We start from the raw sequence: 23,758 nt of genomic DNA on the forward strand, positions 1-23,758 counted from the left end.
AATTATGGAAGCGGAAAAGTTCCAGCTCGTTGTAGTCACACCGGCGAGCAAACCTGCGGATGTCGAGGTTACTTTCGTGTCCGCCCCCGGAAGCGAGGGGGAGTTTGGGGTGTTAAAAGGGCATACGGAGTTCCTTACGACCTTGAAACCCGGCGTGATCAGGTATGAAACCGAGGATGGTGAATTTTTCCTTTCGGTGAGCTGGGGTTACGCCGAGGTAAAGGGCGAGTCAGTCACGATACTTGCAGAAACCTCTGAGCGTGCGGAAGACATAGATATGGACCGCGCTAAAAAGGATTTGGAACATTGGCAGAAGGAGCTTTCCGCGCTTTCTCCCGATGATGAGAATTACCAGAAATACCAGTTGAAATTGGAGCGCGCTCAGGCAAGATTGGATACAGTAAACCAGCTACAGAGCAAGTAAAGCATTTACCGGGGGAGGTATCACCGTTAAAAGGGTACTGGTTTGGCTTACTACAGTCGCTCTAATCCTCTGTTCCGGATCGGCCCACTCGCAGGAAAACCCTGCGCCGCCGGAGGATTTCCCCGATTACATTATTCGCGAGATTATTTTCAAAAGAGATAACGTATTCGATCTCAATGATCCGAATGAGAGCGGTTGGCTCGGTCGAGGCGGTAACGCATTTCACATAGTTACCAGGGAAAATGTTCTTCGTAGCGAGATACTTTTCAAAGAAGGGGACACCTATAACAGGCTTCTAAAGGAAGAATCTGCCCGTATTCTGAGGAAACATGATTTCCTTACGGATGTAAGGATAATCACCATTCCCGATCACGCAAAAAAGACGGTCGATATATATATCCATACGCGGGATCAGTGGTCCTTTATTGCTGGAGGGACATATGGCGGAACTTCCGAAAACCAGGAGTTTGGATTGGATATCGGCGAAAAGAATCTGTTCGGCCGAGGCCAGACACTGAATTACTCGATACGTCGCTCAAATGAAGGTTATAGCCATACCATAGGCTTCACGGATTCTACCGTGATGAATACCAGGTATAACTTCGGGTTGGCGCATAATATTTTTCAGGATGAACTACAGTATGAGGCGAAATTTGAAAAACCTTTTTACTCCATCTCTACCAAAAAAGCCCACGGAATAAAATATTTCTTCAAGGATCACAGCGAGCCGAGATTCGATTTCAGGAATTACCGCCTGGAAGCATTTTACGGGCAGAGCGTGGAACTTCGAGGAGATGATATTTTGAGGGCGCAACTGATACTCTCTCTCGGTGAACAGGTGGTGAAAAGGGATGACAGGAGGATCGTTACCAACCGCGACAACAAGGCTGTCGCCGCCATAGATTTTCACCTGGATCCTTTCAATTATGAAAAAACCACCTACCTTGAAAAATACAGGGAGGTAGAGGATGTACGAATTGGTCCTTTGATAGAGCTAAAACTTGGCAAAAGATTTGAAACGCTAGGCTCCACATCCCCGGAGGCCGCAGGAGAGATATCGATCGAGAAAAATTTCAAGCTGAACAGGCGCGATTTTTTCACCTCAACATTTATTTCAAGGTGGTTCGACAGGGAATTCAACCAGGAATATTATGAGCTCGACCTGAAATATTATTGGCGTGACTTTAAATACCAGTCGATAGTTTTTCATTTGTCCACCGCAAGACTGGAGAGTGATACCAACAGTTTTCAGATAGGGGGAACCACGGGGCTTCGGGGATTCAAAAAGGATCAGTTTGAAGGCAAGGAAAAACTGATCATAAACATTGAAGACCGGATATTTACATACAAATCATTTTATTACGGGATATTCGAACCTGGATTTGTTCTGTTCATGGACTTGGGGAATACCTGGGATAAGGGGAAAGGGGACAAGTTCGATTACCTCTACCGCTCGGTTGGAGCCGGTTTCAGGCTAGCACTTTTGAAAGCGCCCGGTATCAGCTTGATACGGGTCGATTTTGGCATACCGCTTGGTTCCGATAATTCGCCGATAATAACAGTCGGCGTGGACGGCTTTTTCTGATACGGGAAAAGCGCAGTGTACGCGCTATTAATGGTGAAGAGTGGAGGAGTCGCCAGTCGAAGTTGACGGTGACTCAGAGAGGGAATCCCTCATGAGATTGTATGCCTGATCAGGTTTTTCCATGCATATGGCAAGTATTTGATCGGCCAGCCTTGAAATTTCAAACCTCCTTTTATGTCTGCTTTTAAGCACGGAAATTTTGGGATGCGTGGTGTTCTCAAGTTTTTCCGAAGATGTCATAAGCTCCTCGTGAAGTTTTTCACCAGGCCGAAGTCCCGTATATGTAATGCTTATTTCCTTTCCTGGGGTGAAGCCGGCGAGTTTTATCACATCTTCCGCGAGGTCCGCTATCCTTACCGGTTTGCCCATATCGAGGATCATTGTATCGCCATCCTCGCCTATGAGCGTGGATTGTAGGATTAGGAGCACAGCCTCCGGTATTGTCATGAAGTAGCGGGTGATATCCCGGTGCGTAACTTTCACAGGCCCACCGTTCTTTATCTGATTTTTAAAGATCGGAATTACGCTCCCATTACTCCCAAGCACGTTGCCGAATCTGACCGAGAGAAACTTCGTATCGCTTTTTTCAGAGAGGTATGTCGTATATATCTCTCCGAGTCTTTTTGTCCATCCCATCACATTGGCAGGATTCACGGCCTTGTCGGTAGAGATGAATACAAAAGCTTCCGCCGAGTTATCGTGGGCCATATCCCCTACGTTCTTGATGCCGGCGACATTGTTATGAATAACTTCGTCCACGTTCATTTCCATAAGCGGTACATGTTTCAGCGCCGCCGCGTGGTAAACCATGTGAGGTTTGTGCTTTGCGAATATTTTTTCAACCTTTGTCCTGTCGGTAACATCCGAGCAGTAAAAGGTGGCTGGAATGTTCGGTGCTAGCTCCTTCAGTTCCTGTTGCAGGTAGAAGAGCGGTGTTTCCCCGATGTCCACGCAGATGAGTTCGGATGGTTTGAACTCGATTACCTGTTTGCAAAGCTGGCTTCCTATGGACCCTGCCGCGCCGGTAACGAGCACCCTCTTGCCGATAAACATCCCCTCGATCATCGTATAGTCTATCTTTACAGGCTCTCTTCCAAGGAGATCATCGATTGAAATATCCTTTAGCTGTGAAACGCCGACATTTTGATGAAGCACATCAAGATAGTTCGGGATAGTCCTGCACTGTACGCCGAGTCTCTGGCAGGTCATGTATGCTTTCGTTAGAGAGTCCTTGTCGGGATTGGAGGCTATCATCAGTTCGTCTATATGGAACCGGCTAATTAGCGCCTCAAGGTCGTCAAGGTTTCCAAGGTGGTGTACATCGTGAATTATGATGCCATTGTAGTTGGGGTCGTTATCAATGAGGCCGACTATATGGAATGGGTTTCCGGACTGGGAAGAGAGTATGGAACGTACCAGCATCTCACCCCTCACGTCAGCGCCGTAGATCAATACCCGTTTTGAATTCTTTGAGTATTTCGTTTTCCAGAGGCGATTTCCGAACATTCCGGCGAATACGCTGTGAAGCAGCTGTTTGGAATAAAAGATCCTTATCAGGATCCTGAATGCGCCTACAAAGGAGATGGCAAGGAAAGTATCAATCAGGAGCACCGCGCGCGAAATCGATTGGCCAGGGTAGAGGAAAGCAAATCCGCCTACGATGAGCAGGAGCGAGAGTAACGATGCCCTTATGATCTTCGCCATGTCGATGATGCCTGTATATCTCCATGGGCCGGTATGCAAACCGACCGATGCGAAAACGAGTATCTTTATCAGGATTATCGGAATTATGGTCGATCGATAGATTGAAATCGCAAACGGGTTCATCCCTTCGAAACGGAGTAGATATGCGCAGGTGTATGAAGAGAAAAGGAGTATAAGATCGCCAAGGAGAATAATGACCCTGTTTAGAGTAAAGATGTTTGCGAATTTCATATGTCCGATATTATATAGCAGTATATCTTTCTATGCATCGGGCAAAAATGACGGGCATGAGGCTGGAAAATCGATGGCCGACAAATATCCGGGCAAGGATGGACGACCATTATTTAGTGAACTTGGATGCTAAAAGGTTTTGATGCTCAAGAAACCTTGGTGCCGCAACTGCTGCAGAATTTCGCCGATGTCTCAAGTTTATTCCCGCAGGCGGAGCAGAATTTTTTCACGGCTGATTCAGATTTCATAGCGGTGACCTTTGCCCCTTCTGATTCGGAAGCCTTTTTGTATGAATCTATCTCCTTCATCAGTTTTATCGCGTCGGCTTCGTATCTGTTTTTCAGCTGTAAATAATCCTCTTCATCTATTTTTCCGGTCTCGAATTCAAATTCAAGGTCCTTTATGGTCAGAAGAGATGTATCTTTGCGATAAAGGAGCTTATGGTATTCATCCCCCTCAAGTATCCCTGTATAGAGTGCAGATTCCGGCCTGTAAATAGGATATCCAAGGTAAGCGATAAGCGCGACAAGTATCAATAATTCAATAGCTAGCATTATGTGTCCAAATTCCTTAATTCTTCTTTCAGTTTATCTGCATAGGGGTCGTTCACATCTTTTCCCCCCGCAATAGCGATAGAACTCTTGGATGTTATCCTCTTTGTCCATGTTTTCAAAACTAAAACTATCAGGAGGCCTACCACGAGAATGGCGAGAAACGGGGTAATCCACGCAAAGATATTGAAACCCTTGAAAGAGGGGCTGGCCATTATCGCCTCACCCTTCAGAGAAACGAGTTTGGCAATAACCTCCTCGCGGCTTAGGCCGGAAACGACTGATTCACGAACCTCCTGCCGTACCGGAATGGCGAAACCGCAGTTTTCGTGGGGGCAGGTCTTTATGGTGGTTCCGCACCCGCAGAGACACGACATATTTGAGCATAGATCCTGAAAGAGAGCTTCGTTCTCAGCAGCAGTTCTTGGTATTTCAGTTACGCCCCAGGCGGAGGTTGATAGCAGTGCCACAAGTAATAATGCCAATTTATTCATCGGGGTAGTTTAGCATACGTAACCGCCGGTAAAACTCTTTTTTCAGCAATATTGAACGGTTTATTACATTTTACTAAAACCCTGGGGGACTATTTATTGACCCCGGCGACGGCAGGGCTTAATATATCCCCCTGACTTTTACCCGTATAACGGGATTTTTGGGAGAGACATTGTGAATTATTTTGACCGACTAGGGTTTATATCATCCCGCTCTACAATGGGATCTGATATCAGCCTTGTTTTGGCGGTTGTTTTTACATCCATGTTCATTTATGCGGGCTACCTGGCGAGGCAGGGGGACGGCATGGTGCATAGAAGGGTGATATTCGGCTCGATGACCGCGATGTTCGGCTATTTTATTTATTACTATAAAATCAGGCGGCTCGGGTATGTCAGCTTTTCGGATCAGCTTGGGATGAGCGGTGAAAATTCGCTAAGGTCGGCATTATTCAAACCGGTCTTATTGCTCCACTTTACGATTGTCTCCCTTTCCACCTTTGCCTCTTTTTACACGGTAATTTCCGGCATCAGAGGCGCTGTGTCAAGAGGTGGCAAACTCATACTGGAAAAAACAAGGTTACCGCTGTCGAGACCGCTCTGGATAGCGGGGCTCGTTTGGCTCGGCTTGTTGTTGTGGTGGGTCTTTTACTGGTGGGGAGGGGTTCACCGCGGCGACCTCGGCCTCACCTACAAGTTGATGTTCGTAATGCTTGGATATGCCATCCCTGCCGCAATAGCCTTGACGATTCATAAAGTATTTCCATTTGCCGAGGAGAGACACAGGTTCATGGGGAGGCTAACCGTGGGACTTTTCATCACGCTGCTCTTCACCAGTATTGCGACCTATTCGCTCCTTTATGTATTTTGACATGTTTTTTTGAGAGGGTTTTAAATTGTAAAGAACATATATGTCCTTCTGGACAATTCAAAATATTCGCTTTGGAGCCTCGATTTTGCGATAGAACTAGCGAAGGAATCGGGGGGAACTCTTATAGGTAATCATGCCTACGCCGCGAAACTTCACGAGGACAGGTTCATTCAGATGGAGCCCGGCCTCCCCGAAAAGTACCAGGAACCGACAGAGCTTCAGAAACAGAGGGATATTCACGGTTCGCTGATAGAGAAGGGGCTTGAGCTTATTTCCGATTCCTATCTCGATGTGTTCCAGAAGAGATGCGATGAGAATGGCGTAACCTGTCAAAGAAAGATGTCTGAAGGAAAGAATTACTCGGAGCTTGTGAAAGATATCCAGGGGTCAAATTACGACCTGGTTGCGATGGGGGCGCGAGGCCTCGGCTCGGTGAAAACCACACAGCTCGGCTCCGTCTGCGAGAGGGTAACGAGAAGGATAAAGGTAGATACCCTGATAATGAAAAACAGCATTAAGGTCCGGGGGGGGCATATTGTGGTCGGCATCGATGGAAGCGAGGAGTCGTTCTCGGCCATGCGGACAGCTATCCAATTGAACAAGATTATGGGGTGCCGGATATCGGCGCTGGCGGTCTTCGATCCCGATTTCCATTACACGGTATTCAACAGCATTGCCAAGGTGCTGTCGGAAGAGGCAGGCAAGGTTTTCAAATTCAAGGAGCAGGAGAAGCTCCATGAGGAGATAATCGATTCCGGTCTGGAAAAAATATATAAGGACCACCTTGACCAGGCAGTGGCGATGGCCAAAGCCGAAGGGGTTGAGGTCGAAGCCGAAGTCCTTTCAGGAAAGGCGTTCGATGCTCTGCTTGACTGGATAGAGGGGAAGGAGATCGCCCTCCTTCTTCTTGGAAGGGTCGGCGTACATTGCGATAACGGCCTCGATATAGGTTCAAACGCCGAGAACCTTCTTAGGAACGCGGATTGCAACATCATGCTTTTCAGCAGCAAGGTGAAGCCGGAATCAAAGGACTATGAAAAGGGGGAACGCATTGAATGGGAAGCGGGCGCCCTGAAGATGCTGGAGCGGGTCCCATCTTTCGTAAGGAACATGGTGAAAGGGCATATAGAGGCCAATGCGCGGAAAAAGGGGATGGATAAAATAACCGAAGAGTACGTTGTAGAACAGCGCAAGAAAATGATGGGGCGGTAAAGTGTCGTTCATACCTTACGCGGTATCCTGGAACCTTACAAAAAGCTGTAACCTCGCCTGCAAACACTGCTATATAGACGCAACCGTCCGCGGGACAGGTGGGGACGATGAGCTTTCGACGGAAGAGACATACAAGATACTCGAACAGATAGCCGGTGTGAATCCCGGCGTGGTGCTGATACTCACCGGCGGCGAACCCCTCATGAGAAGGGACATTTACGACATATGTAAAAAGGCCTCCTCCCTCGGAATGATGGTTGTTCTCGGAACGAACGGGACGATGATCACAAAAGAAGCTGTCGCGAAGCTGAAGGCGTCAGGCGTTTCCGGCATCGGGATAAGCATAGACTCCCTAAAGGCCGAAGTGCACGATGCGTTCCGAGGAAGCCCCGGCTCCCTGGCAAAGGGGATGGAGGGGCTAAAACTGGCGCGCGATGGCGGGCTGGAGATACAGGTGCAGACTTCGGTCTCACATGAAAATGCCGAAGAGATACCGCTCATCGCCGAATGGGCGCACAGACTCGGGGCGAGGGTGTTCAATCTCTTCTTTCTCGTATGCACAGGAAGAGGGGAGACCGTCACCGATATCTCGCCGGAGGGTTATGAAAAGATACTGAAATGGTCAGCCGACAACCAGGGTTCCTTTGAAGGGATGATGATAAGGCCGAAATGCGCCCCGCACTTCAAGCGAATACTCTACCAGGCCGACAAGGAGAACCCCCTGCTGAATACATATATCGCCGCATGCAGGGCCGGAACGCATTACTGCCGGATTACGCCGGAGGGGAAGGTTTCCCCCTGTCCGTACATGCCGGATGTGGCGGGGGACCTTAAAAGCGACGATTTCGGCAAAATATGGGGCTCATCGGAGGAGTTTGTCCGGCTCAGAACCCCTGAGTACGGCGGTAAATGCGGAATCTGTCAGTACCGTCTTATGTGCGGCGGATGCAGGGCGAGGGCGCACGCAACGCTTGGCGATATCATGGCAGAGGATCAGTGGTGCGTGTATGAGCCGCTCTCCGAGGAAGAGGCGATAAGGAACGTAGATACGGAATCGAAGTTCGATTCAAGCGCAACCCCGACGCCTTTAAGCGATAAATGGAGCGATGAGGCGAAAGAGAAAATGGGGAAAATGCCGGTATTCGCCCGGGCCATAGTACAGAAAACGGTCGAGAAATATGCAGATGAGAAAGGGATAAATGAAATTACGGTCGAGGTGATGAGAACAGCCGCCCCGGCGCCGGGTCCTTTCGCAAAAAGCATCGAGGAGGCGAAGAAGAGTGAGCCGGTCACTGGCGAACTGGAGTGGGACGACGACGCACGGGAGAGGGTAAAGAACTCCCCCGATTTCGTGAGGCCCGGCATACTGAAGCTGATGCAGAAGCGGGGGAAAGAGCGGGGGCAGAAGAGAATCACATCCGAATTCCTCACTGAGATACGAAACGAGTCGATGATGCTTGTCACCCGTAGGATGAAGAAGCTCGGATTCAGCGAGCTGGACATGAAATCGTGGGACGCGGCAAAGGAGAAGTTCAGCAAGGTTCCCCACAAACTGAGCGTGATAGACAGGATAACGGGCGCCTTGAAAAGCCGGGAGAAGCCGAATGAGATGATACTGGAAAAATTCGGAACATATTTCGAGGATGATTCCGAGAAGATCGGCTGGACGAAAGAGGCGCGAGAGAGGCTCGATAAGACCCCTTTCTTCGTAAGGAAAAAGGCGAAAGATTTTATCGAAAATTACGCGAAGGAGCATGGCTACAAGTACATCACCGATACAGCGGTAAATGAAGCGATGGAAAAGCTCCCCTTTGCCAAAATGATGAAACGGTCATGAAGGAATATCTGAAACAGGGGTCGGCAACTTCACTGTCATCCCCGCGAATGCGGGAATCCAGGTGCCCATCTGTTGCCTCCTGTTCGAAAGCAGGCGCAAACACCATCTGCATTTGGCAGGATTTTCAGGAAGGTTATTAAAACTATGGACAACAACGAAACGCAACAGCCATTTTTCGGAAAGTCGCTGAAGATAATAGGGGGGCTTTTCTTTTTCATGCTTGTCGGGGTGATGCTCATCGCCTATTCCACTCCGCATAACGTGACGGAAGCGGATATTCAGCGCGCCAAGGATAAGGATCACGCCACCATTAAGGAGGCAACCGATAAAAATCCCTCCCCGCAGAAGATGGACGGCAAGCTCGGCCCGGTGATCGTATACACTCTCAACGCGACGGAAGAGGGGAAGTGGGCGCACTTCAGTTTTGAGACAGGTGAATTCTCCTCAGACGAGAAAATAAAGCGGGATACCCTGGACTGGGATATCGCCTTCAGCAGGGCAAAGATAGTCACAAACGGCGGCATCACGAATCCGAAGGGGAAGGCCGGGTTGGCGCTGGCAAAGAGTTTTGACTTCGCGTCGGTTGTTGAAGCCCCCAAAGATGGATATCTCCCCGACCAGCCGGCGGAGAACGTCACAAGGGCGAGAAATCCGATAATAGAAAAATGGTATGACTACAACTTCTGGAAGCACCGCCTTTCTCCGCTAGGGACCGTGTACATAATGAGGACGGCAAACGGCGGATACGCGAAATTCCAGATTCTTGATTACTACTGCGAAAAAATTCCAGCCTGCTACACGATAAAGTACCAGTACGACGGAAGAGGCAAAGCCTCCTTCAAAGAGTGATTTGTTGACCAGTAATTTGCTGTAAGCGATCATTCGATTATCCGGCATAGCCGAAATAACAGTCGTGCAATCGTCATGCTGTGTCTATTTCGATGATATTTACCTACTCATCGGATGCAAATTAAAAGATACTGTAAATATCCGTGGAAAAGGTTGGGACCCGGCCTGAGGTTGGGGTAATGGTGAATGGCCGGGTCCCGTCAAGTATCCAGTGCAATAAGGGGTGAGCTTTTGCCTGTTACTATCCTTTAGTTACTTTTTGCAGGAACATGTTTCATCGAAACGACGATTTGTCTCCCTTTCGGCGAATTGGCGAAATCGATGAACTCCTTCACGGAGCCGGTCGGTTCCCCTTTGGTTATGATGTTGTAATCTTCGTAGTATCCGTATTTTCCGGGGAGCGTCTCCTCCGTAGGGAGAACACCGTCAATAGTGAGAACCTTCACATCGGGAGTATCGTATCCGTATAACTGCATTCCGATGGCGTCGACGTTCTCGCTTACCAGGACGTTTGTGCCGGTAACAGGATTCCCCTTGGTCTGCGGAATTATCCTGTTTACTTTCGGGCCGGGCGAGGCAGCCTGATAAGACATCGTTTCTGTCACGCAGGGGGGGAGCATTACATTGCGGATGGCGCTATCGGTTCCCCCCACCTCTTTCCAATTTGTTATCTGGCCGCTTAGTATCCCTTCAAGCTGTTCCTTTGAGAGGCCGTTTACAGGATTGGCTTTGTTCACCACCATGACTATAGGGGCCTTGGCAATTACGCTGCTTTCTACCCCCTTCGGGAGGGTATGGCTGGAGAAGTTGAATGTGCTTACCCCGATGTTCACTTCTCCGTCGCTCGCTTTTACCACTCCGCTCCTGCACGATCCGGTGGAGACAATGACCTCTGTGCCTGTCTCCGCCTTGAAAGCCTCGCCAAGTTTTGTGGCAAGCGGCGCCGAACATGGATCGCCGTGGATCGTAAGCTTCCCGGCGGCTTTTCCGTATGCCGGGACCGATATTGAAAAAATAGAAACCGCGAGAATCAGTTTTCCTACAGTTTTCTTGCTCATGCTGTCACTCCATTTGAAATATTGTTAAAAAGCAACATTGACGTTTACCTGTGTCCTTGAGATCTTGGTTTTCCCGCTTAGGGCGTTGGTGTTTTCATCCGTGGTGATCAACTCGTTCTTTGTTTTGTGCTCATACAGCCGGATATCGATAGTCGCCCCTTGCTGGGTGTAAATGTCGAACTGTATCTTCGAGCCGGTGAAGTTCGACGAATTCGGAAAATCGTCCTGCGCCCATGTCCCCATGAGTGGAACGGAGGCGTAGCCGATATCGTAGTAGCAGTACCTGATCCCGAAAGATTCCATCAGCCTCAGGTTGATGAAGGCGACAAGGCCGGAGGTGTCGGGGCTCTTCGCGTTATCCCCCCCTCTCTCTTCCACCTTTACATCCGAAAGCATGTACTCAATCCCGACTTTTGCCAGACCGATCTTTACCTCTGTACCGAGATAGTTGTAGGTGGCGTCTCCACCAGGAATGTCGGTCAGTGTTTCAGCCGGATCCCTGTCCGTTTCGTCCGCTATCAGCGAGGCAACAGTAAGTTTAATTCCCGCATTTCCGATCTTTCTGCCGTGGTCCATGGTTATTAGCGAAGCGATATCATTTGACGCCTTATGGTCGTTGTTAGCTACGGTAAACCTTCCAACCGAAAACCCCGATCTGGCCTCGTTGTATACTGCGTTGTAGCCGAGCGCTATTCCACCTGGATTGAAATCGCCGTCTATCCATGTTTCCAATATTTGCTTGGTTGGTAATGAATTCTTTCCCGCCCAGGTCCAGAATCCGCCACTTTTGAATTTAACGTATGCCTTGTCCGTGCCGAAGTTGGCATTGCCTAGCGCTTTTGCCTCTCCCGGTCCGTCGCTAAGTGTCTGGTGGGGGGAGTGGAGGTCGTTTGAACCTGTTGCCAGCCTGAATCCTGCTTCCACATTGGGGCCACCGCTGTATACCCCCCCGATGCGGAGCCTGACTCTTTCGCGGGTTCTCTGCATTGAGTTGTCCCCTGTTTTTGATTCGTTGTTGTCCACTTCATAGCGGAAACGGAGATCGCCGAGGAGATCCAGCTTTTTATCGCCATCCTTCCAGACGGTTTTCTCCGCGAAAGAGTTCCCCGCCCCCGCAAGGAGAGCAAACATCATTACGAAAGCAAAAACATGAATTCTGAAATGTAAATTTAGCACGCAGTAATTTCCCCTATGAAATAATTGATAACCTTTACGGCCGAACCGTGTCCCCCCTGTTGCATATATCTGCAAACCTTTTGCATCTATTTTGTGTCCTTATATGCTACCAGCCGTTCAAAATTATTGAAAGGCTTGCCGTCGGCCTCAATATACGGATCGGGTCCGAAGTAGTTTAGAGGCACCCCAGCCTGCGCCGGGGAGAGGATGATATCCCGCCCTACGCTGAAGGTGATCCGATTTTCGCATATTGATCCCCAGAAGTAATCCTTCTTTGATAGATCCTTTCGCGCTTCGGAGATGTCAACGGGAATCCAGCCGTAACCGGCGATGAAGAATTTCGCCCAGCAGTGGTAACCCCCTTTTTTCAAGTCGGCCTGGGATTTTCCGGGGGTGAGCGGGTAGCCCATTTCGAATTTTACCGGTATTCCTTCAGAGCGCATCATCGAGGCAAATAGTGAGTGGAAATCGGTGCAGTTGCCGTAGCCTTCCCCTTTTCCTTCAATCGACAGGCAGACGCGGTTTACGTCACCTTGTCCCCAGCCCGGGATCTCTTTGTTGTAGTTCATCTTCGCCAGAATGTACTGGTAAATGGCGTTGGCCTTTTCAATCTCGGTATTTTTACCGGCCGTCGCCTCTTTTGCCATTTTTCTTATAGAGTCGTTGATTATCTCCATCCGTGAGGATTCCATATACGGAGACATTGCTTCGGGATCGGTCGGTATGCCGCTCGTATATGAAAGATCTATCTTCTTTGCGGTTCTTTCCAGCCTTTTTACCATGTATGAAGCCTTGAAGCTGAAACCTTTAGGGTCGGGGTCCTTTATCGCCATGTAAAGCATGCCGTTGCCGTACTTCGTTTCGTAGCTGACTTTTACCTGTGAAGGGGCGTCGATTGTGACCCCTGATATCTCCTGATCCTCGTTTGTAGGCGGATAGGGGATCCACATATTGATCTCTTTGGTTCCCTTGGCGACTTCAGGCACGTTTACGACGTATTCCAGCGTGAAGGATCTGCTGTTTCCGTTTTCAACTGTGTGGCTGTTCGTTTTGGCAATGGTGACAGCCGGTATCGACACCAGAATCACTATTGCAAGTATAATCGCCAAACCTTTTATAATCTTCATTTTCCAAACACCTCAATCTTTCAAGTAAATTAAACATCTGTCGCGCAAAACATTGAGAAGAGGGAAGGAGTCGTGATGGCTGAATGTGAGCATCTGAAAATATCAGAATTTCACGCGCACAACCTTCTCAAAAGCGGGGCCGTGAGGCCTCGAATGAAAAAGAGGGTTCCTTCCCCTTCTTAGGAGGTGAAGGATGGAGGGGGGCGGATCCTGAAGGATCGAGATTCACCGGATTTTCCGGCTATGGTCTGATATGTAATTACAATTTCATGATTGATAACCGCTGTAACTTCAAGCTCGGCTTCAAAAAGATAGTCGACCCTCTTAAGAAGCCCAAGCTCAATGACCGGGCTATTCTGGTCTTGTGAAAGGAAGTTTTTCTCGCCACTTTTTAAAGGGAAAAGGAACGGGGTAGCCGAATGTATGTTCGGTTTGACTTCGAGAGTTGCCAAATGCAGCGTAGGCTGGAGAAAAGTTTCAAAAACAACACCCTGCTGTTCGGTAACATCTTCAAGCGTAATCCAGTAGTTGTTGCCGGAACGGCCTGTGGCGTCCTTATCGGCTCCAGCGAGGACAAGCTCGAAATGGATAATATCTCCCGTATGGTCGGCATTGGCCGTAGCAGGAAATAGAAATCCCGCCAGGGCAACAAGGAGCATTCCAAATCTGAAAGGTTTATTCATACCCTAAAAAGTATGAGCATATTTGCCGGGAATATCAAGGGGGAATATTATAACCATCTGAATGTAATGGACTAATTCACTCCGGGGTTACTTGCTTTTTGATAAATAGTCGGTGAATTTTCGGAGCTACCGGTGTAAAATTCAATTTTCAATATAGGGGAGCGCAGATTTGAAATTCATGACACGACGCTATATCCTCGCCCTGGGGATAATTGCGCTCCTTGCCGTTTTGATGAGTTTCTTCCTTAACCGGGTAATAACATCCCAACAAACAACCGCCGCCGTAATAAATATCAGCGGCGGGCAGAGGATGCTTTCCCAAAGGATAATCTACTACTCCGTGATGCTGGTCAATTCCAAGGCGGGAGCCGAGAGGGAAGAGTACCGCGTTGAGCTAAAGAGAATGATAAACAAGATGAAGGCCGCCCACTATGGCCTGCTGAATGGAGACAAAGAACTCGGTCTGCCGGGAAATCCTTCGCAACGGGTAAGGGATATATATTTTGCTCCCCCTTTAATGCTTGACAGGCAGGTGATGGAATTTACCACACATGCCATGGACCTCGCGGAATCACCTGACGGAGAGATGGCGCCCGAAAATTTTCACTTCTACCACGTCAACAAAGAGGCTCCAACAAGACTTTTGAAATCGCTTGATGAAGCTGTAAAGGCTTACCAGGAAGAGAGCGAATCCGAGATAGAGAAGTTGCATACCGCGGTTGACTCGATAGTCGGAATTATCATTTTTGCTCTGGTCCTAATAGGGCGATTCATGTTTCGCCCGATGGTAAAGAGCGTCGAAGAAGAGACCGAAAAGCTGATGCTGGCTGAGGAGAGAACAAGGTTAATAGTGAAATCCATCGGCGAAGGGATAGTTACCATAGATTCAAACAGGACGATCCTTTTTGTGAACGAAGAGCTTTGCAGGAATTTCGGGTACGAAGAACATGAGCTTCTGGGAGAAGATATGGAAATTCTATTTTGCCAGGATCCCAAGCTGAATAATGACGATGAGGAGCTGATAAAGTCGGTATTGAACATTTCCAGGGAGAATATGCACAAGTGGGTAGCTTTGACCGGGAGAAGAAAGAATGGGACCTGCTTCGATATAGAAATCCGTATTGAGGAAACGAAAATGCGTATGGGGGGGAGTACCTACTTTACAGCGGCGATAAGGGACATTACCGAGAGGGTTAAATCCGAAAGCACCCAGCGCAAGCTGAAGAACGCCATCGAAAAGATGGGTGAAATGGTTTTGATAACCGACTCGGAAGGGATTATCGAGTATGTAAATCCGGCATTCGAAAGGATCACCGGGTATTCGCGCGACGAAGTGCTGGGAAAGAATCCGCGAATCTTGAAATCAGGCACACATCCGGCAACATTCTATAAGGATCTATGGGCTACCGTTAAATCGGGGAAAATCTGGAAAAACGAGCTCGTCAACAAGCGGAAATCCGGGGAACTTTACCATGAGGAGATGACGATATCTCCTATTATGGACAATAGGAACAGGGTGATGAATTTTGTCGCCAACAAAAGGGATATAACCAATCGCAAAAAGGCGGAGAATGCGCTGAAGCAGACGGCAGAGTATGTAAAGCTGATGCACGATATCACAATTACATGCAATGAATATTTCACCGTGAACGAAGCGATGAAGGTGTTTCTAGACAAGATATGCGAATATACCGGCTGGCCGGTGGGGCATGTGTTTTTCCCGAATGCCGAAGGGAAACTTGTTTCCTCCGGAGTGTGGCATATGAATAATCCGGCAGAGTTCGATTACCTGAGAAAGATATCGGAAGCATTGGTTTTCGAGCCGGGATTTGGGATACCGGGGAGGGTATTGGAAACACGTGAGCTTGAATGGGTTGAGGATTTGTCGGTAGCAGATGAAAAATATCCCAGGGGACATCAGGCGAATATTGAAAACATCAAACTTGGCGTCAAAGGGGCGTTTGCGTTTCCGGTTATTGAAGGGGACAGGGTAGTTGCCGTTCTCGAATTCTTCTCAAGGGAGACAAAAAAACCGGATCCCCTTCTCCTTGAGGTGATTGCCAACCTTGCCTATCAGCTTGGCAGGGTTACGGAGAGGAAACGGATTGAGGAAGAGCTGGGGAATTATACAAATAAGCTGGAAAAGGCGCTTTACCGGGCTGAAGATGTGCTGAACTCCCTTGCCAAAAGGCCAAGCCTGATGCCGTATTTCGAAGTCTCGCCGATGTACCTCTACAGGCGCACTATCGGCGGAGGAGACAACCTGAGGTGGGTGATGTTCCCTTCCAGGTATGCAGGTCTCTTCCTGCACGATGTTTCCGGCCATGACATAGAAGAGACCCTTCTCAATATACTTACTACGGCGATAGTAGACGACCACAAGGTGAACAGGAAGAGGAATGCCGTGAGCGAACCATCCATGCTTTTAAACAGTATGAATGAACACCTTCTTCGCTACTGCGAAGGGACCAGCCATTTTGTAACAGCGGTATATCTGTTGATGGATTACGAAAACCGCCAGGTGAAATTTTCCCTGGCTGGTCATCCGAAGCCGTGGCTGATAGATGCAGACGGTTCTTCCCGGCAAATCGGGGAAAACGCCTACTTTCTTGGACAGCTCAAGGTCAGTCAGAACGCTGACGGCAGATTCAAGGATGTTACCGTGAACTTGAAACCGGGGCAGACGATTCTGCTGTGCAGTGACGGTTTGATGGAGCAGAAAAACGATGAAGGGATCATGTTCTCCGAAATATTTGTCTCTTCAATACTCAAAAACCTGTCCGGGAAATCTCCCACCGAGGCATGGAGATACATCAAGGATGAATTTCAAAGTCATGCTGGCGGAGTGTCTGTTGAGGATGATGTTTCCTTTATAGTAATAGGTGCGAGACCGGAAGAGAGTTACCGCAAGAGCAGCTTTATGCCGGGAAAGGTCTTGCTGGAGATCATCAGGAAAAGCGTTTTATCCCAAAAAATACTTGTACTGGATGATGCGGATAAACTTCATTTAACGAAAAAGAAATTGCCGCATGGAAAAGCAAAAGTTATTAACGATATTTCAGAATCGTACAAGCATATTATTGAAGAACTTTTTGCCGAGGAATGGCCAAAGCAGAAAATAAATCATATTTCGATGGCGGTAAGCGAAATGGTAATGAACGCCATCCTGCATGGCAATCTGTGCCAGGAAAATTATGAGATAGACATTTCATACATACTTAACGGGGAATTGCTTGAAATATGCGTATCCGATGAGGGGCTGGGATTTGATGGGAACAAGGTAGCGCAAAGCATAAGAGAGGAAGACGTTTTACAACCGCATGGCAGAGGACTTCACATGGTGGAGCTTTTCGCGGAAGAGATGTATTTCAGCCAGTCCGGCAATAAGTGCTGGGCGATTTTCAGAAAAGAGGGGAAATCTTTGGGCGCAGAGATCCAGGGGAATGTTATTTTTTAGCTGATGCTGGCCTGTTGAGAGTCTTTATAAACCCGGAAGAGAGGCTGAAGGTGCTAGGCGCACAAATCATGAGGAATAAGATGTTATTAGTCCATAAATAAAACAGCTCTTCTGCTGTAACCAAATGTTTATGAACAGGTTACAATTATTCCCCGCTTACGGTATGAACATTTGAAAATATATCAGGGTGTTCTGGTTAAAACGAATAAGAATTTATTGAACGACATGTTTAAATATTTCGTTTGTTTTTTGTAATTGCCCGGTACAGGGTGTTTACTTTCGTCATTAGGCAAATTTTAAAATATTTCTCGAATTTGCCTTGTTTTACCGTTAAATCAGGCAAAGTTTTCGTTATCGGATGCAAAAAAAATTGTTCAAAATGATTTACGGTATGGAATGTGTAGTGGTATACTCCTTCAAACGTGCGGATAGTGGGGAGTACAGTTTTTTCTCTTCCGCAAGAATTTGAAAAGGACTTTATTTAACATTAACCTTTTAAGGGGGTAGCTTAGCATATGGGGGTAGCAATTGGATAAAATCAAGACAATAGTCATTTCAGTCGTGGCATTTGCCGTGATATTTTTCATCCTGGATTACGCCTTACAGGCTTATCAGGGATTGGAACTTTTTCCTTCGCAGGAAGGGCACTAGGATGAAATCAGCTTCTATTGTATATAAGGGGAATTCATAGTGGGGAAGAGCAAAATATTTCACAAGTTTTTTTATCGGGTTCGTCTGGAAACCCTTGCCGTCCTTTTCGTGCTGTCCATAGCCGGATTGGCCGTATCGGGTCCATTTAGCGATAACTTGGCAACACCGGTTTACGCCAGCGAAGAGGCTGACGCGGGAGCCGGAGCGGATGCCGCAACAGCTGAGGGCGAGGCCGAAGCAGAGGATGACACAGTCTGGAAGCCGATGGCTGCTCCAATACTTGAAGCGAAGGATTATCCGGTAGTCAAGGGATGGAACAACCGCATTAGCGTCTGGATAGTCGCGCAACTTCATCTCTTTTTTGCCGCCTTTGTTCTTGGCGTTCCGATTTTCGTGTGGGTTATCGAATTTATCGGAGTTACCACCAAGGATAAGCGGTACGACAACATGGCTCACGAGTTCATGAAGGTCGCAATGACGGGGTTCTCCCTGACGGCGAGCTTCGGCGGTGTTCTCGCGCTGATGCTTTTCAGCTTCTACCCTGATTTCATGGAATACATGACAAGCATATTCGGCAAGGTAATGATCTGGTACGGCCTTATGTTCTTTGCCGAGAGCTTCTTCGTTTATACCTACTATTACGGCTGGGATTCGATGCAGGACGAGAAGGGGAAAAAGATCCACCTCGTGCTTGGCCTTTTCCTTAATCTCTCAGGTATGACCCTTATGGTTATGTCCAATTCATGGGCTTCCTTCATGATGGCTCCGTCCGGAATTGAAGCCGACGGCACCTTCCAGGGGGATGTGTGGGCAGTAATAACAGGACATCTCTGGAATCCGCTCAACCTTCACCGCTTCATCGCGAATATCGCTTACGGCGGTTCGCTTACGGCGGCGTACGCGGCATACAAGTATATTGCTACCAACAACCAGGAAGAGCGGGCGCATTATGACTGGATGGGCTACACCTCCTTCATTATCGCCATCATCGGGCTGCTTCCGCTCCCTTTCGCAGGCTACTGGCTTACGAAAGAGGTTTACGATTACTCTCAGCAGATGGGTATCACCCTGATGGGGGGCGTGTTCGCATGGCTCTTCATTATCCAGGCGGTTCTTATCGGCGCCATATTCCTGTCGGCAAACTACTACCTCTGGTGTAGCCTTTGCAGATCAAGCGGCTCACACAGGTATACAAAGCTTATACAGCCGCTTGGTTTAATAATCGTATTCTCATTCCTGATCTGGTTTACGCCGCATACACTGGTTATGACCTCTACAGAACTGAGCCAGATAGGCGGTGCGCATCACCCGGTACTTGGACCTCTTGGAGTTATGGCCGCGAAGAACGGAGCGGTTAACCTCCTTATTCTGGCGACTTTCGTAAGTTTCCAGATATTCAGAAGGAGTAACATCAAGGTAGTCGGGGACGACTACTGGGCGAAGAACGGAACCGCGATTCAGATAGGGCTTTACATCGCCGGCGCCGGAAATGTTCTCATACTGAGTGTTTACAGCTACTTTATTCCAGCCGCTACCCGTATCGGTCTTTCGATACCGCAGGTAGTTACAACTCTTATAGTCGTCATTGTGGCGATGATAATTGACGGCAAGATGTTCAAAAAGACTGAAGATGTAGGAGAGGTTAGATGGGGCACAATGCCAATCCGCTCCCAATATGCGCTCTTCATGCTGGCGGCATCCTTCACATGGCTGATGGGCCTGATGGGATATTGCCGGTCGGCTATTCGCCAACACTGGCACGTGTACACGATATTCAGGGATAACTCCCCGGATGCGTTTACCCCTACTCTGCCTTACGCGGCAGGTATGGTTACCGTAATATGCTGCATATTTATAGCATTGGTACTCTTTATGTTCTGGATGCCTATCCTTGCTTCGAAGAAAGGAGGGGCAAAACATGGTTAATATACTTAAGATCGTAGCGTTCATGGTAGCGGTAATGGTCGCTTTCTCCGGGTACACAACCTATGGAATACCATTGATCATTCCCGCTCCACCTCCAGTAGAGGAGAAGATAAGCGGCGATATGACGATGGATCAGTTCATAGCTCTTGGCGAAAAGATCTATAACGGAAAAGGCACATGCACACTCTGCCACAACTCGCTCGGCAGGGCGCCGTTGCTCGAGCCGGTAGGAAGCGTTGCTACTGAGAGAATGGCGGATCCCAATTACAAGGGTAAGTCGAAGACCGTTGAGGAATATCTGCGTGAGTCGTTTGTTGATCCTTCCGCGTATGTCGTACCGGGATTTGGTAAAAAAGGGACGAACGATACGGTAAGCCCGATGCCGGACGTAAGCAAGGGCGCTATCAGTCTTTCCAATGTTGAAATGGACGCTGTCATCGGATACCTGCAGTCTATTGCCGGGGTTGAAGTAACCGTCAAGCTCCCGACAGGAGAAGACACAGCTGCAGCCGGTGGCGAGGATGAAGGTGGCGGTGAGATCAAACTCGCGGCCAATGCCAAGGAGGCATTCTCCAAGTTCGGTTGTGATGCCTGCCACATGGGGCCTGGAATAGCAGAAGGTGGCGACATGGGTCCTGACCTCTCAACGATGGGTAAGTCGGCAGGCACAAGGAAGAAGGGGATGTCAGCCGAGCAGTTCATCATCGAATCGATCATCGATCCCAATGCGGTTATTGCCGACGGGTTTGATGGAGAAATGATGCCCGACGATTTCGGGGACCAGATGACGGTCACGGAGCTTAACATGATGGTCAATGCCATACTGGGCAAGAAATAGCGGGGGAGTAGACGAAAATGAAATTTGTTAAGCCTTTGATTGTAATTGTTGTCTGTTACTTGTTACTGAAAATAGGAATCCCGTTTATAGGTTCAATCCTTCATCCGGGAACATGGCCTGTGGTGCCGACCAGTGTCATGAAGATGTTCATGTTCTTCGTGGTTACCGGTACCCTCCTGATGTACAGTTTTGATGAGGAGGGTTACGCGGCCTTTGCAGATCCGATCCAGGATCTCTACTCGAATCCTGAAAAAACGAACGCAAAGTATGCCGTTATAGCAATAATCGGCATATTCGGCGCATACATCACTTACCAGTATGTAAAGCCGACGTTCGATGCTCCAGTTGAGCTTCGCTCCGTTCACCCCGCGCCTCCAGCTAACGCTAAGGCCTGGGGCAAGAGCTATGCTCTCCAGACTCTCAAAAATCCGTTAAGAGGGGATAAGGAGAATTTTGCCAAGAATATTGAAGCTGGCGGAGTAGTTTACTACCAGAACTGCTACTATTGCCACGGTGACAGGATGCTTGGGAAAGGGCCCTTTTTCTCAGGGTTCAATCCACTGCCGGCAAATTTTGTCGACATTGGTACGATCGCTCAGCTCACGGAATCTTTCGTGTTCTGGCGAATTGCCACGGGTGGACCTGGCCTCCCTTCCGAGGGTGCGCCTTGGATATCGGCTATGCCGATATGGCATGATCTCCTGAGCGAAGAGGAAGTTTGGCAGGTTATTATGTTCATTTACGATTATACTGGTCACAATCCGCGCGTTACCACAGCAGTTGCGGAACATAAATGATGGGTGAGGGAAGATGATGTTGAATAGGATTAAAAAGATGAGATTAAAGGAAGTCGTTTTATTTCTTGCGGCATTCATGTATTTTGCCGCGTCTTCCGCCTCTGCCGCTCCGGGTAACGCAGAAAACGGCAAGACGATATACATGAAGAAATGCTGGTGGTGCCATGGAAAAGAGGGCGAGGCCGACGGTCCAGGCGCGGAATTCATGATTCCGCCACCGCGTGATTTCAGCCTTGGAATGTACAAGTACAAGACAAGCACCGTAGACAGGGTAGTGGTCAGGGACGAAGATATCTTCGATATGATCACATACGGTATGCCTGGCACATCGATGCCGTCATGGAAAGAAGTTCTGAACGATCAGGAGAGGTGGGACCTCGTTGCGTTCGTCAAGTCGCTTACCGACATGTTCGAAGGCGCGGATAATCCCCCAGCACTCGACCTGAGCAAGAAAGTATCAAGCTCGGCAGACAGCATCGAAAAAGGGAAGAAGGCCTACGATGATGCGAAATGCTGGGAGTGTCACGGTAAAGAGGGAAAAGGCGACCTCATGAAAAAGCTGAAAGAGGATTCCGGTTCGCGCGTATGGCCTAGGAACTTAGCAAAACCTTGGACATTCCGCGTTAGCAACAATCCCGAGGATATATACGCCAGAGTGACGAACGGTATTCCGGGTACGCCGATGACATCCTTTGCCGCAGAGACAACCGGAAACGGAAAGCTCTCGGAAGAGGACAGGTGGCACGTCTCCAACTACGTCGCTTCGCTTGCGGACCCGAACAGGGCTACAAAGCAGGGGCAGATAGTTGTAAAGGCTATCCAGACAGAAGCTCTCCCTGCGGATGAGAATGATCCGGCATGGGAAGGCTTTGAAGGGACCGCTTATTTCCTCGTTCCGCAGATAATCGCTGCAGAGAGGTTCTTCATTCCTTCGAACGACCTCGTGATCGTAAAAGCCGCGTTTACCGAAAACGAGATAGCTTTCCTTCTTGAGATCGACGACAGGACAAAGAGCGTTCCCGGCAATTCGGACGCCGCTGCGATAGCTTGGGGCAACCTGACGCCGGACGCGCTTGCGATACAGACTCCGGTCGTAATTCCGGATTCGGCTGAAAAACCGTATTTCGGACATGGCGATGCTTCGCACCCGGTTTCGATGCTCTACTGGAACAGCGGTTCCACTGAAAGCGGACAGATAGCAAAGATGATGACCACTACAGGCCTTGGCAAAATGGAAGCGAGCGATGTAGCCGCCGCAGGATTCACCGCCACCTCCACATATAATGCTGGAACCTGGAAGGTCATGATGAAGAGGAGCCTCGCTACGAATAATCCTGAAAAGGATACTCAGTTCGTCGCCGGCAAGTACATCCCGATAGCGTTTGCGAACTGGGACGGCTCGAACGGCGAAGCAGGCTCGAAGCACACCATGACCACATGGTACTGGCTGTTGCTCAAGCCCCAGACCGGAAGCTCGGTAGTCCTTCTTCCACTTGCAGTACTCTTGGTGCTGGTTGGCGGACAGGTCTGGATTTCCGGGCGTATGAAGAATAAGGCGTAAATTAATTTTAAAAACGTGAAAGAGGAGGTTACTCGAGTGAACAGAATGATTGTTTTGTGCTGTCTCATGCTGGCAGTAATGTTCGGTACGTCAGCAATGGCGGCGGATGGAAAAGGCATCGTGGACAAGAACAAGTGTGGAAGCTGCCATAAAATGTCCGGCCCGGCTGTAAAGACCATCGCTGAAGTAATGAAAAGGAAAGCGCCGGATCTCTTTTATGCAGGTAGCAAGTTCAACAAGGATTGGCTGGTAGGATACCTCCAGAACCCGACCACTTTAAGGCCGGCTGGAACGGTTTACCTCAACAACATCACAACCGAAGGGGATACCGACAAGGTGAAAGGGGCGCCTGACAAATGCGCTTCCAAACTGAGCGCAGGCGACGCAGCAGCAGCTGCCGACTACCTCATGACCCTCAAGGACAAGTCGATGAAGACCGGTGTTGCGAAGATCGGTGATTTTTCATCGGCAAGGGCGAAACTCCTTATGACAAAGGATAACGCCTGCAACGCGTGCCACGAACTTCCGAAAAAGGGGGGCGGTCTTTCCTGTCCGACATTCGACGGAATCGGCGCAAGGCTGAATCCCGACTGGATGTACAGCTTCATTCAGGACCCCACACACTGGGATCCGAGGGTATGGATGGCAAAAGGGACATTTGACGATGCCCAGTTGCAGTTGATGGTCAATTACCTCTCCTCGCTTAAATAGAAAGGGGAAATAGAAGAG

General features: G+C 48.8%; 20 protein-coding genes. 13 read left to right on the forward strand and 7 right to left on the reverse strand.

Going from position 1 to position 23,758, the window contains the following annotated elements; genetic code table 11:
• The first annotated feature begins 4 nt into the window (after positions 1–4).
• Together OEY64_01625 and OEY64_01630 are read left to right on the forward strand one after the other, a co-directional pair.
• A complete protein-coding gene (locus tag OEY64_01625) occupies positions 5–424 on the forward strand; it encodes a F0F1 ATP synthase subunit epsilon (GenBank protein MDH5541642.1) in 420 nt (139 codons plus the stop codon).
• Between the two features lie 472 nt (positions 425–896).
• Positions 897–2,009 carry a BamA/TamA family outer membrane protein gene (locus OEY64_01630; GenBank protein ID MDH5541643.1) on the forward strand — a complete coding sequence of 371 codons (1,113 nt, stop codon included), beginning with the start codon at positions 897–899 and terminating at the stop codon, positions 2,007–2,009.
• Between the two features lie 27 nt (positions 2,010–2,036).
• Here the strand turns inward: OEY64_01630 and OEY64_01635 are convergent, their stop codons facing one another.
• The 3 genes from OEY64_01635 to OEY64_01645 form a co-directional block, all read right to left on the reverse strand.
• Positions 2,037–3,944: a polysaccharide biosynthesis protein gene (locus OEY64_01635; GenBank protein ID MDH5541644.1), complete on the reverse strand. Its 1,908-nt coding sequence runs from the start codon at positions 3,942–3,944 to the stop codon at positions 2,037–2,039.
• A gap of 146 nt (positions 3,945–4,090) precedes the next feature.
• Positions 4,091–4,498 carry a zinc ribbon domain-containing protein gene (locus OEY64_01640; protein ID MDH5541645.1) on the reverse strand — a complete coding sequence of 136 codons (408 nt, stop codon included), beginning with the start codon at positions 4,496–4,498 and terminating at the stop codon, positions 4,091–4,093.
• Positions 4,498–4,980: a cytochrome c-type biogenesis protein CcmH gene (locus OEY64_01645; protein ID MDH5541646.1), complete on the reverse strand. Its 483-nt coding sequence runs from the start codon at positions 4,978–4,980 to the stop codon at positions 4,498–4,500. Before OEY64_01645 ends, OEY64_01640 begins: the two co-directional genes overlap by 1 nt.
• 181 nt (positions 4,981–5,161) lie before the next feature.
• Here OEY64_01645 and OEY64_01650 point away from each other — a divergent pair, with 181 nt between their 5' ends.
• The 4 genes from OEY64_01650 to OEY64_01665 all read left to right on the forward strand — a co-directional run bounded on the left by OEY64_01650 (position 5,162) and on the right by OEY64_01665 (position 9,755).
• Positions 5,162–5,857, forward strand: coding sequence for a hypothetical protein (locus tag OEY64_01650; protein MDH5541647.1), 696 nt, complete (start codon positions 5,162–5,164; stop codon positions 5,855–5,857).
• A 36-nt stretch (positions 5,858–5,893) separates the two neighbouring features.
• The gene (locus OEY64_01655) at positions 5,894–7,069 is read left to right on the forward strand and encodes a universal stress protein (protein ID MDH5541648.1); all 1,176 of its coding nucleotides are present in this window, start codon (positions 5,894–5,896) and stop codon (positions 7,067–7,069) included.
• A 1-nt stretch (position 7,070) separates the two neighbouring features.
• Positions 7,071–8,906 (forward strand): radical SAM protein, encoded by a 1,836-nt coding sequence (locus OEY64_01660; protein MDH5541649.1) that lies wholly within the window; start codon positions 7,071–7,073, stop codon positions 8,904–8,906.
• Between the two features lie 144 nt (positions 8,907–9,050).
• Positions 9,051–9,755 carry an HmuY family protein gene (locus OEY64_01665; GenBank protein MDH5541650.1) on the forward strand — a complete coding sequence of 235 codons (705 nt, stop codon included), beginning with the start codon at positions 9,051–9,053 and terminating at the stop codon, positions 9,753–9,755.
• 248 nt (positions 9,756–10,003) lie between these two features.
• On the opposite strand, the gene OEY64_01670 is transcribed toward OEY64_01665, so the two are convergent.
• From OEY64_01670 to OEY64_01685, 4 genes are all read right to left on the reverse strand, one after another.
• On the reverse strand, positions 10,004–10,813 hold the full coding sequence (locus OEY64_01670) for a substrate-binding domain-containing protein (GenBank protein MDH5541651.1): 810 nt from the start codon (positions 10,811–10,813) through the stop codon (positions 10,004–10,006).
• A gap of 24 nt (positions 10,814–10,837) precedes the next feature.
• A complete protein-coding gene (locus OEY64_01675) occupies positions 10,838–11,989 on the reverse strand; it encodes a putative porin (protein MDH5541652.1) in 1,152 nt (383 codons plus the stop codon).
• An 86-nt stretch (positions 11,990–12,075) separates the two neighbouring features.
• On the reverse strand, positions 12,076–13,116 hold the full coding sequence (locus OEY64_01680) for a transglutaminase domain-containing protein (GenBank protein MDH5541653.1): 1,041 nt from the start codon (positions 13,114–13,116) through the stop codon (positions 12,076–12,078).
• A gap of 179 nt (positions 13,117–13,295) precedes the next feature.
• Positions 13,296–13,799, reverse strand: a complete 504-nt coding sequence (locus OEY64_01685; GenBank protein ID MDH5541654.1) for a hypothetical protein — start codon at positions 13,797–13,799, stop codon at positions 13,296–13,298.
• A 178-nt stretch (positions 13,800–13,977) separates the two neighbouring features.
• Between OEY64_01685 and OEY64_01690 the strand changes: the two genes are divergently transcribed.
• From OEY64_01690 to OEY64_01720, 7 genes are all read left to right on the forward strand, one after another.
• Positions 13,978–17,256 (forward strand): PAS domain S-box protein, encoded by a 3,279-nt coding sequence (locus OEY64_01690; GenBank protein MDH5541655.1) that lies wholly within the window; start codon positions 13,978–13,980, stop codon positions 17,254–17,256.
• Positions 17,257–17,784: 528 nt separating this feature from the next.
• On the forward strand, positions 17,785–17,907 hold the full coding sequence (locus tag OEY64_01695; protein MDH5541656.1) for a hypothetical protein: 123 nt from the start codon (positions 17,785–17,787) through the stop codon (positions 17,905–17,907).
• 39 nt (positions 17,908–17,946) lie between these two features.
• A complete protein-coding gene (locus tag OEY64_01700) occupies positions 17,947–19,833 on the forward strand; it encodes a cytochrome ubiquinol oxidase subunit I (GenBank protein ID MDH5541657.1) in 1,887 nt (628 codons plus the stop codon).
• Complete coding sequence (locus tag OEY64_01705) at positions 19,826–20,671, forward strand: cytochrome C (GenBank protein MDH5541658.1); 846 nt, start codon at positions 19,826–19,828, stop codon at positions 20,669–20,671. The genes OEY64_01700 and OEY64_01705 overlap by 8 nt, the downstream gene beginning before the upstream one ends.
• Before the next feature lie 17 nt (positions 20,672–20,688).
• Positions 20,689–21,468 (forward strand): c-type cytochrome, encoded by a 780-nt coding sequence (locus tag OEY64_01710; protein ID MDH5541659.1) that lies wholly within the window; start codon positions 20,689–20,691, stop codon positions 21,466–21,468.
• Positions 21,469–21,505: 37 nt separating this feature from the next.
• The gene (locus OEY64_01715) at positions 21,506–23,029 is read left to right on the forward strand and encodes a c-type cytochrome (GenBank protein MDH5541660.1); all 1,524 of its coding nucleotides are present in this window, start codon (positions 21,506–21,508) and stop codon (positions 23,027–23,029) included.
• Positions 23,030–23,074: 45 nt separating this feature from the next.
• Complete coding sequence (locus OEY64_01720) at positions 23,075–23,740, forward strand: cytochrome c (protein MDH5541661.1); 666 nt, start codon at positions 23,075–23,077, stop codon at positions 23,738–23,740.
• The last annotated feature ends 18 nt before the right edge of the window (positions 23,741–23,758 follow it).

The organism is Nitrospinota bacterium, from assembly GCA_029881495.1.
Classification (GTDB): domain Bacteria; phylum Nitrospinota_A; class UBA7883; order JACRGQ01; family JACRGQ01; genus JAOUMJ01.

Coding starts and splice junctions, on each gene's coding strand:
- OEY64_01715 (MDH5541660.1), top strand. CDS start 21,506: ATGAGATTAAAGGAAGTCGTTTTATTTCTTGCGGCATTCATGTATTTT.
- OEY64_01710 (MDH5541659.1), top strand. CDS start 20,689: ATGAAATTTGTTAAGCCTTTGATTGTAATTGTTGTCTGTTACTTGTTA.
- OEY64_01665 (MDH5541650.1), top strand. CDS start 9,051: ATGGACAACAACGAAACGCAACAGCCATTTTTCGGAAAGTCGCTGAAG.
- OEY64_01685 (MDH5541654.1), bottom strand. CDS start 13,799: ATGAATAAACCTTTCAGATTTGGAATGCTCCTTGTTGCCCTGGCGGGA.
- OEY64_01680 (MDH5541653.1), bottom strand. CDS start 13,116: ATGAAGATTATAAAAGGTTTGGCGATTATACTTGCAATAGTGATTCTG.
- OEY64_01705 (MDH5541658.1), top strand. CDS start 19,826: ATGGTTAATATACTTAAGATCGTAGCGTTCATGGTAGCGGTAATGGTC.
- OEY64_01670 (MDH5541651.1), bottom strand. CDS start 10,813: ATGAGCAAGAAAACTGTAGGAAAACTGATTCTCGCGGTTTCTATTTTT.
- OEY64_01635 (MDH5541644.1), bottom strand. CDS start 3,944: ATGAAATTCGCAAACATCTTTACTCTAAACAGGGTCATTATTCTCCTT.
- OEY64_01640 (MDH5541645.1), bottom strand. CDS start 4,498: ATGCTAGCTATTGAATTATTGATACTTGTCGCGCTTATCGCTTACCTT.
- OEY64_01720 (MDH5541661.1), top strand. CDS start 23,075: ATGATTGTTTTGTGCTGTCTCATGCTGGCAGTAATGTTCGGTACGTCA.
- OEY64_01690 (MDH5541655.1), top strand. CDS start 13,978: ATGACACGACGCTATATCCTCGCCCTGGGGATAATTGCGCTCCTTGCC.
- OEY64_01625 (MDH5541642.1), top strand. CDS start 5: ATGGAAGCGGAAAAGTTCCAGCTCGTTGTAGTCACACCGGCGAGCAAA.